At 60.3% G+C, this 14,617-nt stretch carries 12 protein-coding genes; 5 read left to right on the plus strand and 7 right to left on the minus strand.

What is annotated here, in order from left to right; all coding sequences use genetic code 11:
* Positions 1-21: 21 nt before the first annotated feature.
* From ABIQ96_RS20880 to ABIQ96_RS20910, 7 genes are all read right to left on the minus strand, one after another.
* The gene (locus ABIQ96_RS20880) at positions 22-2,649 is read right to left on the minus strand and encodes a choice-of-anchor tandem repeat GloVer-containing protein (protein ID WP_348216578.1); all 2,628 of its coding nucleotides are present in this window, start codon (positions 2,647-2,649) and stop codon (positions 22-24) included.
* Positions 2,650-2,665: 16 nt separating this feature from the next.
* Entirely contained in the window at positions 2,666-3,895 is a 1,230-nt protein-coding gene (locus ABIQ96_RS20885; protein WP_348216579.1) for an SGNH/GDSL hydrolase family protein, read from the minus strand.
* Between the two features lie 194 nt (positions 3,896-4,089).
* Positions 4,090-7,044, minus strand: coding sequence for a glycosyl hydrolase 115 family protein (locus tag ABIQ96_RS20890; protein ID WP_348216580.1), 2,955 nt, complete (start codon positions 7,042-7,044; stop codon positions 4,090-4,092).
* Positions 7,045-7,056: 12 nt separating this feature from the next.
* Complete coding sequence (locus ABIQ96_RS20895) at positions 7,057-8,169, minus strand: endo-1,4-beta-xylanase (protein WP_348216581.1); 1,113 nt, start codon at positions 8,167-8,169, stop codon at positions 7,057-7,059.
* Positions 8,170-8,306: 137 nt separating this feature from the next.
* Positions 8,307-9,350, minus strand: coding sequence for an HAD hydrolase-like protein (locus ABIQ96_RS20900; RefSeq protein ID WP_348216582.1), 1,044 nt, complete (start codon positions 9,348-9,350; stop codon positions 8,307-8,309).
* Positions 9,351-9,481: 131 nt separating this feature from the next.
* Positions 9,482-9,853, minus strand: a complete 372-nt coding sequence (locus ABIQ96_RS20905) for a DUF721 domain-containing protein (RefSeq protein WP_348216583.1) — start codon at positions 9,851-9,853, stop codon at positions 9,482-9,484.
* A 13-nt stretch (positions 9,854-9,866) separates the two neighbouring features.
* Complete coding sequence (locus ABIQ96_RS20910) at positions 9,867-10,103, minus strand: ferredoxin (RefSeq protein ID WP_348216584.1); 237 nt, start codon at positions 10,101-10,103, stop codon at positions 9,867-9,869.
* A gap of 138 nt (positions 10,104-10,241) precedes the next feature.
* Between ABIQ96_RS20910 and ABIQ96_RS20915 the strand changes: the two genes are divergently transcribed.
* From ABIQ96_RS20915 to ABIQ96_RS20935, 5 genes are all read left to right on the plus strand, one after another.
* The gene (locus ABIQ96_RS20915; RefSeq protein WP_348216585.1) at positions 10,242-11,363 is read left to right on the plus strand and encodes a hypothetical protein; all 1,122 of its coding nucleotides are present in this window, start codon (positions 10,242-10,244) and stop codon (positions 11,361-11,363) included.
* A 12-nt stretch (positions 11,364-11,375) separates the two neighbouring features.
* Positions 11,376-12,203 (plus strand): hydrogen peroxide-dependent heme synthase, encoded by an 828-nt coding sequence (gene hemQ / locus ABIQ96_RS20920; RefSeq protein ID WP_348216586.1) that lies wholly within the window; start codon positions 11,376-11,378, stop codon positions 12,201-12,203.
* Positions 12,204-12,236: 33 nt separating this feature from the next.
* Positions 12,237-12,521, plus strand: coding sequence for a hypothetical protein (locus ABIQ96_RS20925; RefSeq protein ID WP_348216587.1), 285 nt, complete (start codon positions 12,237-12,239; stop codon positions 12,519-12,521).
* Between the two features lie 523 nt (positions 12,522-13,044).
* Entirely contained in the window at positions 13,045-13,461 is a 417-nt protein-coding gene (locus ABIQ96_RS20930) for a hypothetical protein (protein ID WP_348216588.1), read from the plus strand.
* Between the two features lie 59 nt (positions 13,462-13,520).
* Positions 13,521-14,573 (plus strand): IS110 family transposase, encoded by a 1,053-nt coding sequence (locus ABIQ96_RS20935; protein ID WP_348216589.1) that lies wholly within the window; start codon positions 13,521-13,523, stop codon positions 14,571-14,573.
* Positions 14,574-14,617: the final 44 nt, after the last annotated feature.

Below are 14,617 nucleotides of genomic sequence, written 5' to 3' on the forward strand. Positions count from 1 at the left end.
GCGGTAAAGATTCATATCAGGTCAGGGTGCTTCTCTCATTCGATAGAATCTTCCGGGTGAATTCAGGTTGGCCTCGCTGTATTGGAGGAAGCCGCCGGCATCGGTGGCTTGGGTGGTGATGTCCTGCCAACTTGCGGGCGATGATAGATTGTTGGTGGCCTGGATCCGGTAGTTGGAGTAGGGCGCGCCGAGGCCGGAGAGGGTGGCGTTCACGGTGCCATTGGGATTTCCAATGGCGTAAATCTCCGCGCTGAGGGGAATCGGGATGCGGAAGACCGTTCCGGAACCACCCGGACCACCGCCGAAGGCCGTGCCGAACAGGGCGTTGCCCACCCGCAGGAGAGGGGCGACCGGGAAAGCTCCGTAGGTATTCGTGCCATCTGCGGCGAGGGGCTGGAAACTGTGAAACGTGCGGAAGCGCGGCACGAAAGGGTCGAGCGCGAAGACGGTGCCCGCCGCACCCGATCCTCCGGCGGAAGTGGTTCCGTAGAGCACGTTTCCGGAGAGCGACAGAACGGCGGCGGGTGAAGCTCCGTCGGTGTTGGCGCGTGTCAGTGGATCGATGGCGGAAAATTGATAGATGGCCAGGAAATCCGAGCCGTTGGTGTTGATGGCGAACACGGTGCCTTTTCCTCCCGCGCCGCCGGCGAGGGTGGTGCCGTAGAGAATATCGTTAGAAAGCGCCAGTCCGCCGGAAGGCAAGGCACCATCCGCGTTGGCGGCGGTCACGGCGTCCATGGGAGTGAAGCTGTGCAGGACCGTGAAATTGGAGCCGCTGGCATCCATCGAGAACACGACGCCGGTGCCACCCGAGCCGCCGGCGGAGGTGGTGCCGTAAATTTTCCCACCGGAAACGATGACTCCGCCGCAAGGCAGCGCGCCATCGATATTGGTGCCGGTGCCCGAGTCGATCGCGCTGAAGTCGCGCAGCACGGTGAATGCTGAACCGCTGGTGGAAGCGGAGAAGACCGCGCCGTTTCCGTTAGCACCGCCGGCGCTTGCCGCGCCATAGAGCGTGCTGCCGGAAATGGCGAGGGGACCGGACGGACTCGCGCCTCCGAAATTGATCGCCGTGTGCGCGGCGACCGCGTTGAAACTGCGGATGATGGCGATGGTGCCATCCGCCCTGCGCTCGAAAACCGTGCCGGTGCCATAGGTCCCTCCCGCTTGGGAGAGGCCGAAAAATCCTGCGCCGGAAATCACCAGGCCGCCTTGGGGAAACGCCGCGTCCGATCCGCTGTAGAAGCTCTCCAGGGTTTCAAATCCCGAGCCGTCGGGGTTCATCCGGAATGCCGCGCCCTCACCCTGCAAGCCGCCGTTCTGAGTCGTCCCGCATAACAGCCCGTCTAACAATACCAACCCGGTCGCCGGGTTCGCGCCGTCGGGCGTGGCTCCCAGGTTGGGCTGGCTGAAACGATGGAACGCGATCCCATCCGGCCCATCGAAAGTGCCCGTGCCGGACGGTGGATCGGGGATGAAGCCCGTATCAAGCTGTGCCACCGTCGGCGTCACGCCGGCTGGAGCGAAGGCGAACTTGTCCATGGAAAACCCGTCCTCGCGTCCTCCGATCTGGAACGTCTTCGTCAGGCTGCCGCTGACAGTGAAGGAGGTTCCGAAGCGGATCCATTTCCAAACCTGGATGCCTGCTGCGCCGCCGTTGACCGTGACGGGGTCGGTTAGGTTGGTGAAGCCGGTCGTGTTCAATCCCGAGACGACGGCCACCCAGTCCGCGTCGGTCGTGGCCGACTTCGTTCCGAATCCGTTGCCATAGAAGAAGCTGTCGTCCGCGAAGTTCCCGGCACCGACGAGCACGCGGGCGTAGAGCTGATAGGTGTCCGCGGCGGGAAACGGCACGGAATAGGTTGCCACACGGTTGGCGCTGACCGGATTGTAAACGGTGCTGTTGGTCGAGATGGTAATGCAGGCCGCGCCGCTGACAGTGCTCGTTAGGAAATCCGAGCCGAGCGTGCCGGACTCTGCTTCGAAGGTCGGCAGCGAGGTTCCGGGCTGCGCTTGTTCCGAGACGCGGAGGCCGGTGACGAATACGTTGGGAAGGCCGGTCGATCCGCCGGATGCCGCGGCTCCGGTGAGCGTGATCACGCCCGAGCCGTTGGTTTTTGCCAGCACCGTGGCGACGCAATCGCCGAGCGACGCGGGAACCGGGGTGGTCGCTCCGTTGAAGGAGGATGCGCCGGTATTTCCGGAAACGGCGTCTGTCCATTGCATCGCCCGGTTTCCGGTGGAGGCGGTGTCGTAGGCCCAGATCTCGACGATGTGGGAGGTGTTAGGCGTGAGGCCGGTGATCGTGGCGGTGGCTGTCTGGCCACCGATCGTGCTGTTGGCGACAAACCAGAAATCGCGCCAGAAATTCGCATCCGCGGTGAAACCGGCGGTGCCGCGATCCCGGTCCTGGCCGTCGCCTGAGGTCGATAGCGTCAGCGTGTGGGTGCCGTCCGTGCCGGTGACGGAGTCCGCGTTGTCGGCGGAGCCGGTCACGGAGGTCCAGCCGGAAAGGGCGGGGGATGACGTGCCCTTGTCGGTGATGTCGAACTGCGCCACGGCCGCCAAGGCGGAGGATGTGCCCAACGCCATGGCTAACAGCATTGCCTGACGGCGGAGGTTTTTGATCATGCCGGGAAATTCGCTCATGGTGAAAGCGTTCCTGTCAGGGTGTGAACAGGCCGAGGTTCACCGCGTTGGCCATCACTTGATAACCGGACGGATTGAGGTGCAGGGTGTCGCTGCTGTAGGCGGGCAGCAGGTTCGCCGGGTTCGACGGATCGTGCACGGCGGCGTCGAAATCGATCACGCCGTCGAAGACCGCGTTCGTGCGGATCCAGTTGTTGATCGTCTGCCGGGCCGACTCGCGGGCGGAGGTGTAATAGCCGGTGCCGAGCGGAGTGATCGTCGCCGCGTAAGCCCGGATGTTCCTCGCATGCGCCTTGTTGGCGAACTGCGTGTAGGCGTTGATCAGGTTGGTTGCGAGCGCCGGAGCGCCGGCGTCGCTGACTCCTCCGAGGTCGTTGACGCCTTCAAACACGATCAGATAGCGAGCGCCGTTCTGATTGAGCACATCACGGTCGAAGCGATCCACCGCTGCCGGTCCAAGGCCACCGAAGATGGCGTTGCCGCCGATACCCATGTTCGCGACGGCCACGCCGGCGGTCGGCGGATTTGCGGCGAAACGTTTCGCGAGATTGTCCGGCCAGCGGTTGTTTCCGTCGGTGGTTGATCCGCGTCCGTCGGTGATCGAGTCGCCGAGGATGACGACGGTCCTGCCGCCGCTTTCGGCAAGCGTCTCGATGCCGGTGATGACATACCAGTGAGTAGTTAGAGATGGTGTCGGTAGGCTTATCGCCGAGACCGCGTTTCCATCAGAAATGAACGAGGTGGAGCGCGAACCCGGGTGGCCGTTGATCGTCGTGGCGGATAGATTTCCGAAATGGATGCTCAGCGCGACATCGGCGGTTGTCGGCAGATCGAAGTCGAGCGGATCGGACAAGACGGTTTCGCCTGCGGGAATCACCACGCCCGGTGCTCCGCGGAAGACCAGCGTCCGGTCGGTGGTGGGATTGATCTCACCGGTGCCCGCGCTGCCGGTGCCGGCGGCCAGGGCGATGTGTGCGGATTGAATGTTCACCGGACTGGTTCCGTAAGCGTTGGAAAACCGGACGCGCACATTCCTGCCGCCGATGGAGGTGCGCACGAATTGGCGCAAGGTGCGGTTGGCCAGTGGCACCGGCGGCAGATTCCCTGGCTCGGTGAGTTGGGGCGCGCAACCCCAGGTAGTCACCCAATGGCCGTCTCCGGCGGACGCCGCGCCCGCGCTCAGAAAGAGCGCCGCGCCGGTGGCCAGCACCACAAGTCTTGTCGGGATGGAGGAAAGGAATTTCATGAACGACTCTCGGGAGTGGGTATTTTTCGACCAAATCGGTCGTAACAAACGTGTCGTGGCTTCGTCAGATTATGGATTTTCGTGGGCTTCTGTCTGCAAGCTCATCGGGTTTTCAGATGGGGGTGGCAAGTCTAAAATTAAACGTTTAATTCATTTGGCGTTCAGCGGTCGTCTGTGTGCATCGGTGGATTTTTTCAGTCCCGTCCGGCGTCCATCATCCGGCTCTCAGGCGGGCCGAAATAGCTCGGTCGCAGGTCGCCGGTGTGGACGATGAGTTTTTCCAACACGACGCCGGGATCGACCATCCAGATTTTCAAAGTGTGGATTCCAGGGGCGGCGATCTTGTGGCTGGATTTCAACGTGCGGACGTTGTCCTTCACCCACGTGGCCCAATCCTTGATGGGAGGTGCCGAAAGGTCCGGCCGCTTGGCGGGATCGGCGAAGGATTGGCCTGCGAAGGCATCGATCACCAGGGGCGGCTGGTCATCGAAGGAAACGCCGATACGGACGCCCCGGCCCGGTTGGAAATTGAGCGAGGGGCCGGTGATGAGATCGACCCGGATGTCGCCCGCGTCGGAAAGGAAGACGGGATACTCCAGCCGCGGTGAATCCCGGGGCGGCTGGACGCTCGCAGCGGTGCTTGGAAAGATGGCCATGCCGGAAGACCCGCGGCCGTAATCCGGGATCCGTTCCCACCGCACGTCGCCTGCCGCGATGGTTTGCGGCGCGTCCGCGGCGGCGATGGCGGTGGGTCCTGTTAGTCCGCCGAAAGCTTGGTGATTTTCGCGGGTGTGTTGCGCGGAGCGGATGGCCGTGAGGCTGACGGGCACGCTCTCGCCTCCGGTCCGCGTCACGGTGATGACGGAGGATTGGGGGCCTTCCGGGATTTGATCCCAATCGATGCCGACCTCGATGCGCTGGTCATGATCGGTCGATCCGGAAGTGGCGCCGAGCTTCACCCATGGTTGGCTGGCGGTGACTTCGAAGGGGAAACTAACCGAACCACGTTTGAAGACCTCGATGTAGGAGCGCTGCCGGTCGATGGAATCAAATGGAGGCAGGATTGCTCCACTCTCATTGCCGGGCCAGGAGTTTTCGGAGCCGTCGACCGCCACGCCCATTGATGCGGTTGGAGCGCTTTTCACTTCGGCCAGTTCAGGCATGATGTTGGTGTCCGGATCCTTCCATCCTGTATAGCCGACATGGGTTTGCGACATCATGTGGTTCCACTTGCCGCCGTTGAGTTGGTGAAACGTGTCGGTGAGCTGTTGATCGAGCGCGAAGAGTCCGCGGACGCGTTCCGCATCGTCGTTGGCGCTGGTCCGTCCCTGGCTGGCATGGAGGCGGTTGAGGCCGGTGGCGATGTGCAGTTCCACGACCGCGGCCGACGCCTTTGTCGGATAGAGCACGAGTTGATAGAAGGCGTCGCGGGATTCTGTTGGCAGTTTTTCGTAAATGGCTTCGGCCCGGGCGGTGATGTCCTTCCATACGTCGAGGACCCGCTCCGCTTCGAGGTAGTTCACGAGGCTGTAGGTCGTTGGCTCCAACAGCTCGGGCTTCCGCCAGGCGTTGTATTTGGCGTATTTTGAAACAATGTCGGCGATGTCGTCCGCATGGGCGGGGCCGAATTCGCGTTCGGCCCAGCGGCGCGTGAACGCGGCGATTCCTTCCTTTGGCATGGCCTTGGGATTCCACGCCATGCGCAGGAAGAATTCGATCGGCAGCTCCATCGGTTTCAGGTCGCCAACGTTGACGATCCAGATGCGGTCGGCGCCGTAATCGAACGCCGTGTTCATCTGTTCCCAGATCCTGGGAAGCGGATTGGCATTGATCCACTTGTAGGAACGCGGGGAACCGACGTAGTCGAAGTGATAGTAAATGCCCGCGCCACCGGAGCGCTTGCGTTCTTCCGCGGTGGGAAGGCGGCGGACGTTGCCCCAGTTGTCGTCGCACCAAAGGAGGGTGACGTCGTCCGGGACTTTCATGCCGTGCTCGTAGTAGTCGGCGACTTCCTTGTAGAGCGCCCAGAGCTGGGGGACGCGGGTCACGTCGCGGTTTACGGCTTTGGCGATCATCTTGCGCTGGTCGGAAACAATTCGTTCCAACAGCGCGCTGTTTTCGGCCATGTCGCCGTCCTTGGCCATCGGTTCGTCGCCATCGCCGCGCATGCCGATGGTGATCAGGTTGTCGTAGTCCTTGTTGCGTTCCATGCCCTCGGCCCAGAATTTCGCCAGTCCTTCCTGATTGGTTAGGTAATTCCATTCACCGTTGCCGATGCCGGCCTTGCGCTTGGTCCATTCCTGTTGAGCGCGCATCATCGGCTCGTGATGGGACGTGCCCATGACGATGCCGTATTCGTCCGCGAGTTTCGGATCGAGCGGATCGTCCTCGCTGAAGGCTTTGCCCCACATCGCGGGCCACAGGTAGTTTCCCCTGAGCCGCAGGATGAGTTCGAACATGTGGGGGTACATCCGGGAATTCACGCCGCCGAATTTCTCGCGGGACCAGGGGCCGAGCGCGGGCTCCTCGTCATTGATGAAAATACCACGGTATTTCACCGCAGGCGGCCCCTGGACCCAGGTTCCCGATCTGATGGAAATGGCTTCGCTGTGTCTGATAGGAACGTCGGCCCACCAATGCCATGGCGAGATGCCGATCTGTTCGGAAATCTCGTAGATGCCATAGATCGTGCCGCGTTTGTCGCTGCCGGCGATGACGAGGGCCTGAGGGACGCCGGGCAGGGGATCACTAACCGTGGCGATGATGAATGACTCCCATTTGCCGACGATGGCATCGGTTGTGATTTTGCCGGATTTGATGAGTTGGTCGATCAGCGCGGATTTTCCAAGGGTGCCGATGATGACCGCTACGCTGCCGTTAGGGGCTTGCTCTTTTTCCAACGAAGGCTTGATGCCGGTGACGCGTCCGATGTCGGTTTGCAAATCCGCGGCGGCCCGGAGCACTCCCGGGAAGTCGGCTTGATCGACAATGAGCGGCGCGGCGTGCTTGTTCCGCACGAGGGGGAAATCACCGGACGCGTTGTTTTCCGCCACGATGGTTTCCGGAAATCCTGGGCCCGGAGCTGCCTGAATGTCGGCCGCCAGCATCGCAAAAACCGTTAGAAAGACGTATCTGAAGAATGGATTCATGGCTGAAGGAGCTCACCGGCTTGCGGCGTCGATCACGGCTCCGAAGGCGGGCTTCGGGTGGAGGGCGCGGTCAAACAACAGGGGATGATTGACGCGGCCGGGAATCGGGAAATTGTTCAGCCAGGATTCTCCGTCGTTGATTCCCCAAAGCGTGACGCGCGTGATTGTGCCGCGGTGTTTCAGATAGATCCCGAACAACTCCGCATAACGGCGGGCGAGCTTTTGTTGTTCTTCGGGAGGCAGCTCTTTCGGATAGGGATTGAACGCGGGGTCCGCGGCCTCGCGGCGGCTGATATCGGCGTCTCCGAATTTCTTGCTGCCGGGGAGCATGTCCACATCCAGTTCGGTGATCATCACCTTGAGCCCGAGTTGGCCGAAGGCGGTGATCGAGGCCTCGAGATCGTTGGAGGCCGGCCAGACGGGAGTGACATGTTCCTGGATGCCGATGCCGGTGACGGGCACGCCCGCCGCCTTGATTTTTTTGACGAGAGCGACCGCGCCATCGCGCTTGGCCGGGACTTCGAGTCGATAGTCGTTGTAGTAGAGTTCCGCCGTGGGATCGGCTTCGTGGGCGTATTCGAACGCCTTTTGAACGAAATCGTCGCCGATGATCTTCTTCCATGGCGAATCGCGGAGCGTGCCGTTCTCGTTCAACGCCTCGTTGACGACATCCCAGCCCTTGATCCGTCCCTTGTAACGTCCGACCAAGGTGTGGATGTGTTCGCGCATCCGCTCTAACAATCCATCGCGGGTCAGAGGGGCTCCCTTCTCATCTTCGAAAACCCATTTAGGCGTCTGCTGGTGCCAGACGAGCGTGTGGCCGACCACGAACATGCCGTTTTTCACTCCGAAATCCAAGAATCGGTCGGCTGCCTCGAACCTGTATTGCCCCGGCTTCGGATGGATCGGCTCCCATTTCATCACGTTTTCCGGAGTGATGCTGCTGAACTGGGTTTTGACGAGCTGGCTCCGGGGCGAGGTTTCGTTCGCGTAGTAGGAGGGATTCAGCGCCGCTCCGATGAGAAATTTGTCCTTGTAGGTGTCCTTCAGCGAGGGCTCGGCCGCGAGCGATCCGATGCACAGGAAAAGCGGAAGGGCGAGCGTCTTTGGACGAATGGATCTCATGGGTTCGGCAATGGGTATTGTCCATGGAAGGGCTTGGGCACGAAGGGTGACAAGGAGAAAATAAAACGTTTAATTTTGTGGGTTATTTTCGAGCCTCATCCGCCCCTCCGACCGGGCATTGATCTCCGCAATGAAATTCAGGAAGGAATTTTCCCTTGATTGACGGCATCCGCCAGAAGAACGCGGGTGGGGTGGTTGAGATTGAGTGAGAGCGCGTCGCATGGAGAGAGCCAGCGGAATTCTTCGGCTTCGTCGTTGAGGGTGACGGCGGTGGTGGTCGCGCGGGCGACGTAGTTGAGCAGGATGAAATGCTCGCGGCGCATGAACTCGGGTGAGTCGATGCAATCCTGGACAAGGGCGAACTCGATGTCGCGGATCTCAAGGCCGGTTTCCTCGCGGATCTCGCGGCGGAGGGCGGCGGTGGCCGGCTCGCCGCGTTCGATTTTTCCGCCGGGGATTCCCCAGCGGTTGCCCCACTTGTGGGTGCGGACCATGAGGACATGGCCGGCGCCGTCGTGGATCAACGCGCCGACGGTGGAAACGGGACGGGAAACGCTGCGGCGACGATCTAGCAGCGTGCGCAGGACGCCGAGGTCGGGCACGGTGATGTCCGGTCTAACGGCAGCGAGGATTTCCGCGTGGTTGTAGCCGGTGAGCACGGCGATCGAGGAAATGCCGCCATGGCGGGCGGTTTCGACATCGTGCGTCATGTCGCCGACGAAGGCGGTTTCGGCGGGATTGAGGCTGTGGGTTTCGAGGATTTTGTGGATGATTTCCCGCTTGTCCAATACGCCGGAGTAGGTGGCCTCGAAATGGTGGCGGAACCCGAAATCGTCCATCTGGCGCTCGAAGGCCAGCGTGTCCATGGACGTTAGAACGAAGGTGCGGATGCCGATGGCGGTGCACCATTCGAGTTTTTCGCGGGCGTGGGGGAGGACGGTGACGGGAGTGACCGCGTTGTCGAACGCCGGGCGGAAATGGGCCTCAAGTTCTTCCAGCGGAATGTTAGGCAGCAGCTCGGCGTAAAATTCCCGATAGGGCAGGCGGAAGCACCGGCGGAAGGCCTCGCGGTCGAGCTTGGCGATGGCGTATTTTTCCAACACCACGTTGGTCGCCTCGATGACCGGTCCGAGGTCGTCCACGAGTGTGCCGGACCAATCGAAGATGAGGTTTCTAAACATGGACAAAGAAATTTGGATTTACCGCAAAGGGGCGCGGAGAAAGAGAAGTGGGTGGCGGGAAACAAACAATCTCCAAAACTCTGCGTTCCTTCGCGACCTCTGCGCCTTTGCGGTAAGTCTTCACGGGTGGGTTAACCGAGTTGGAATTTGATGGTCTTGATGCGTCCTTCGCCGAGTTGTTCGCGGATGCGCTTGAGGAGCATGGGCTTCATCTGCTCGAGTTGGAAGCGCAGCGCTGGCTGGGTGACGCGCAGGACGAGATTTCCTCCTTTGACGGAAATCGGCTCGGTGTGGCGGGCGATGAAATCCCCGGCGAGGTCTTTCCACGTCGCGCGGACCTGGTCTTCGTGCAGGCCGTCTTCGGCTCCGGCGGCGCGGAGGATGGCGGAAATGAATTTTTCCGCGAGATGGATGCCGGCGTTGAGATCGGCCGGTTCGTCGGCACCGCGCCATTCCCGCAGGATTTCCTCTCGGATTTTTCCAGGGCGCGGCTGCTTTTTCATGACGGGAGGGCGCTTAAGCGTCGCCGTCCTCGCCGATGGCTTCTACCGGACAGCCTTCCATGGCTTCGCGGGATTGGGCGAGTTCCTCGGCGTTTTCCGGTTGTTTGAAAACAAAGGAATACCCCTCGTCGTCGGCGCGGGTGAAATTGTTCGGCGCGGTTTCCCGGCACAGGTCACAGTCGATGCACTGGCTGTCCACGTAGAACTTGCCGGTCACGTTTTCCACATTCTTGTCTTCGCGGTCAGCCATGGAGTATAAAAGGAATTACACCCCTTCGATGCCTTTCCGCAGGCTTCGATGCAACTGGATTTTTCCGGAACTTCGGATTCGCCTTTCGCACTGGTCAAGTCGGAGTCCCGGCTTTAATTACTCCCGGAGCGCCCCGCCATGACACCCCAGCCACCTTCATCCCCTGACGGATCCGCCCTTCCACCCCGGCACCGGCCGAATATGGGCAATCTCGCCAAGGACACGACGGAGATGGATTTATGGGCCTTCGATGACGTCGATCCTCAGGGCGAGCCTCCGCCACAGGTGGTCGCGAAACCCGCCAAGACGATTCCAGTTCCTCGGGAAACAGGGGAAACGCCCACTCCTTCGAATTCCGGAGCCGGTATTCCGCGTCAGGATGCTGGCAACGGCGACAGCGGAAATGTCAGCCTCAACCGGAAAGGCAAAAGCTCGCGTCCATTGAAATCCCCGCTCAATCAGGCTCCTGCGTCCGGTCACTCGAAACCCGGCACCGATTTTGATGATCTCGATGGCTGGGATGAAACGGAACCGGTCGAGGAACCCGTGAAGGTGACTCGTGAAAAAACTCCCGCTGCGAAAGTGGAGCCGGTAAAACCCGAGCCCGTTCCAGAACCGGAGTCCTTGGACGTCCCCGCACCAGCCTCGACCGCTCCCGCAGATGAGCGGGAAGAATTTTCCTCAAAGGCCAAAACGGATCAGGCGGAAATTTCAATCCGTCCGAAGTTGAATCTAACCAAAGTGGAGCAGATCGGTCTCGTCGCCCTGGTGGTGATCATCCTGATCGCCAGCGGAGTGTTTTATTTCAATACCATCAGCCGTCTCCCGACCGGCGCCGAACGGGTGGAGGCCAAGGATTTCCCGATTCAAGGCGGCAAAGTCAGTGTAACTTCCGCAGTCACCTTTTGGCGGACGCCGATCATCTCCGGGGCGAATGCCGACACTGTCCGCCGTGATGCCCTGCTGATTCCCGTGGTCAACCTCGTCACCAGCGGCGGCCCGGCGGCGATCCGCGTTTTCTTCCGCAACAGCGACGGCGAACTCGTCGGCGATGCCGTCAGCCGCACCGTCCGCGGTGAAGGGATGAAATTCCAACTCTCCGCCACCGACGGATTCTCGGACATGGGAATGCACGCCGCCTACCGCACCGGGCAAAGCAAGCCGTGGACCATCGAGGTCCTCGAAGCACCGTCGGAGGATTCCCCCACAACGGCGTTCAAGAAACTCTTCGAAATGAACATCGCCTCCGACCGGCGCTGAATCCCATCTCTCATGTCCAATCAAGAAGTCACTCCACTGGTGCCGCGCGAAGGCTGGCACGTCATGCACCTTTTCTATCATGTCGATCACGCGCAATGGGCGCTCTACAGCGACGAGGAAAAACGCCAGGCCAAGACCCGCCTCACCGAACTCGTTCAGGAAATCCGCGCCACGCCGGATACCCACCTGCTCATTTTCTCCATCGCCACACCCAAGGCGGATCTCGGATTCATGCTTCTAACACCCGATCTCCAGGTGGCGAATATTTTCGAGAAACAACTCAGCCTCTCACTCGGACCGGAAATCCTCAGCCCGACCTATTCCTATCTCTCCCAGACCGAGAGCTCGGAATACACCACCACCCGCGAACAATATTCCGCGGAGACTCTGATCGGCGAAAAGGGCCTTGCGGAAGGCACGCCCGAGTTCGAGGCCGGGCTCAAGGAATTCGACGAGCGCATGGCGCACTACCTCAAACACCGGCTCTATCCGGTCCTACCCGACTGGCCCGTCATCTGTTTCTATCCGATGTCCAAGCGCCGTAACGGCGGTGACAACTGGTATGCGCTCGATTACGAAGCCCGGAAAAAACTCATGGCCGGCCACGCCCGCGTCGGCCGCACCTACTCCGGCCGCATCCTCCAGCTCATCACCGGCTCCACCGGCCTTGATGAATACGAATGGGGCGTCACCCTGCTCGCCAAGGACACCATCGACGTGAAATCCATCGTCTATGAAATGCGCTTCGACGAAGTCACCGCCCGCTACGGCGAGTTCGGCGACTTCTATATCGGGATGCAGCTTCCGCTCGACGTGCTGTTCCGGCGGATTTGCTTGTGAGCTAACAAGTGGGGCGTTTCCGTTCCGATTTGGATGACCGCGCCCACCAAAAGCACTCCTGCCGGATGCTTCATCGGCACGCTTGCGATACTGCCCGGCGGTGTCATGGCGGCAGGCGGGTTCGGACTGGTCAAATGGTTCGTTCTGCCGGCGGACGCGCGGCATTTTGATCACGTCTTCTGGACGCTTCTCGGCGCAACCGCCGGTGGTTTGTTAGGTGTGGGGCTTTTGTTGGCGGTCGCCATCCGCGTGCTCCGCGCCACCGATTTCCGGAATTACGATCCGAACGACCCCGACCGCACAAGGCTGAAGTGGTGAGATTCCTTTTTCCCTATCCTTGATCCTGGAAAAGAAAATTGAACCACAGATAACGCAGATAAACACAGATAATGGATGGGTATGGGATTTGAGGTAATCAACCGGAGGATGAGTGCCGTGTCTTTCATAACTCGCTTTTTATCCGTGTCCTCTGTGTGATCTGTGGTTCTTATTTTCCTTTTAAGGTTGATGGAGGGGCTATGTGTCATGAGCTCTCCCATGAAGTGGATGCATTGCGTGGTTGGTTGCCGGAGGGGTCCGGGGTAATTTCCGGTTCCTTCGCTTTCGAGGAAGATCGCCCATGCCGGAAAGCCCGGATCGCGAAAACGGTCGTATCCAACGGCTTCGGAACTCTCGAAGATCGTCGGAATCTCTCGCAGCTTCTGCTCCACCCTCCGAGCTGCCATCGGCGGATTCCGTTGACGCCCATGGACTAAAGCGCTTGGCTCTAGCCAATGACAGCGGATCGGATATCGCACTCCTGCGATATGCTGACCCAGCTAATAAAGACTGTTAGCGAAGAATGAAAGAAGACTTCACCATCCAAGACGCGATCTACTTGGCGAGCGGTGGAGATGCTTTCGATCTGCACAACAACCACCAGTTCACCGAGATGGTCTATTTGCTTTCTGAGCGGAGGGCGACTCTCACTTGGAATCGGAGAAGTGACGATTGGGTTCCGGCCACCGAGCCTTCTCAAGTGCAGTTGGTCTTCATTGGAGTCTCAAGTTTTCGCTTCATGCCGCGCGATCCAGAGATGCCATTTACCGAAGACGACTGCCTTTCGAGCGCTGGTTACTGGACAGACGAAGACTGGTGTGATGGAGTGATGGTGTTCGAAGGGGAGCCGCAGAGTGACTGGCTGAGAGCATTCGCATTCCAATCTGGAGCTATCGTGGCTATCGCAGCGGACGAAGCCCAAGCAATCATAAGACGCTAACAAGAATAGATGAGAAGGCAGCAGGCGCGAGTTGCGCGTTGTGGTAAACTACCGCTGCCATGAAAAACACATCATCTACCAGAACCGTCGGACTCGACCTTGGTGACCGCAAGCACTCCGTTTGCGTGTTAGATTCCAAAGGCGAGGTTCTCAAGGAGGAAGCCATCACCAACACCCGCCCGAGCCTCACGGCGCTCAGCAAGCGCCATCCCGGAGCGTTGATGGTGATGGAGGTCGGGATGCAAAGCCCGTGGATCAGCCGTTTCCTGAGCGATCTCGGCCACCGGGTTCTCGTCGCCAACCCGCGCAAGGTCCGCGCCATCTATCAAAACGACCGCAAATCGGACAGGAAGGACGCCGAGATGCTGGCCCGCATCGCCCGCACCGACGAGAAACTGCTCCATCCCGTCGAGCACGGCACCGAAGACATGCAGCTCGACCTCCTCCAGATCAAGCTGCGCGACAACCTGGTGCGCCAGCGGGTGGACATCATCTCCTCGGTCCGCTTCACCCTCAAAAGCCTGGGCATCAGACTCAATTCTCCGAACACCGCCTGTTTCGCCCGGTATGCCCGCAAGGCCCTCCGTGCCGAAAACCCCACCGTCCTCGCGTTGATAGAGCCATCGCTCGTGGTGCTCGATTCCCTAACATTGCAAATCCGGGAGTTCGAAAAATCCATCGAAACCACGGCCAGCGAGAAGTATCCGGAAACCGAATACCTCACCCAGATCGCGGGCGTGGGCACGCTGACATCGCTGACTTTCGTGCTCACGATTGGCGATCCAACACGCTTCCGCCGCCGCCGCGACGTGGCCGCATACCTCGGTCTGGTGCCGAAACGCGACCAATCCGGCGACACCGACAAACAGCTCCGAATCAGCAAAGCCGGCGACTCCTACATGCGCAGGCTGCTGGTCAACGCCGCGCAATACATCCTCGGCCCCTTTGGTCCGGACTGTGCGTTGAAGCGCCAGGGACTCAAGCTCGCCGAGCGGGGCGGCGGAAGGGCGAAGAAGAAAGCCGTCATCGCCATCGCCCGCAAACTCGCGGTGCTGATGCTCGCCCTGTGGTATGACGAAGAACTCTATGAACCCGAACGCGGGATCGCCTGATTCCATCCAACCATTTTCCCGATGAAACAAGATCGAAACGATTT

Source organism: Luteolibacter sp. (assembly GCF_039920825.1).
GTDB lineage: Bacteria > Verrucomicrobiota > Verrucomicrobiia > Verrucomicrobiales > Akkermansiaceae > Luteolibacter.

Coding starts and splice junctions, on each gene's coding strand:
- ABIQ96_RS20925 (WP_348216587.1), top strand. CDS start 12,237: ATGACCGCGCCCACCAAAAGCACTCCTGCCGGATGCTTCATCGGCACG.
- ABIQ96_RS20910 (WP_348216584.1), bottom strand. CDS start 10,103: ATGGCTGACCGCGAAGACAAGAATGTGGAAAACGTGACCGGCAAGTTC.
- ABIQ96_RS20930 (WP_348216588.1), top strand. CDS start 13,045: ATGAAAGAAGACTTCACCATCCAAGACGCGATCTACTTGGCGAGCGGT.
- ABIQ96_RS20915 (WP_348216585.1), top strand. CDS start 10,242: ATGACACCCCAGCCACCTTCATCCCCTGACGGATCCGCCCTTCCACCC.
- ABIQ96_RS20885 (WP_348216579.1), bottom strand. CDS start 3,895: ATGAAATTCCTTTCCTCCATCCCGACAAGACTTGTGGTGCTGGCCACC.
- hemQ (WP_348216586.1), top strand. CDS start 11,376: ATGTCCAATCAAGAAGTCACTCCACTGGTGCCGCGCGAAGGCTGGCAC.
- ABIQ96_RS20935 (WP_348216589.1), top strand. CDS start 13,521: ATGAAAAACACATCATCTACCAGAACCGTCGGACTCGACCTTGGTGAC.
- ABIQ96_RS20880 (WP_348216578.1), bottom strand. CDS start 2,649: ATGAGCGAATTTCCCGGCATGATCAAAAACCTCCGCCGTCAGGCAATG.
- ABIQ96_RS20900 (WP_348216582.1), bottom strand. CDS start 9,350: ATGTTTAGAAACCTCATCTTCGATTGGTCCGGCACACTCGTGGACGAC.
- ABIQ96_RS20895 (WP_348216581.1), bottom strand. CDS start 8,169: ATGAGATCCATTCGTCCAAAGACGCTCGCCCTTCCGCTTTTCCTGTGC.
- ABIQ96_RS20905 (WP_348216583.1), bottom strand. CDS start 9,853: ATGAAAAAGCAGCCGCGCCCTGGAAAAATCCGAGAGGAAATCCTGCGG.
- ABIQ96_RS20890 (WP_348216580.1), bottom strand. CDS start 7,044: ATGAATCCATTCTTCAGATACGTCTTTCTAACGGTTTTTGCGATGCTG.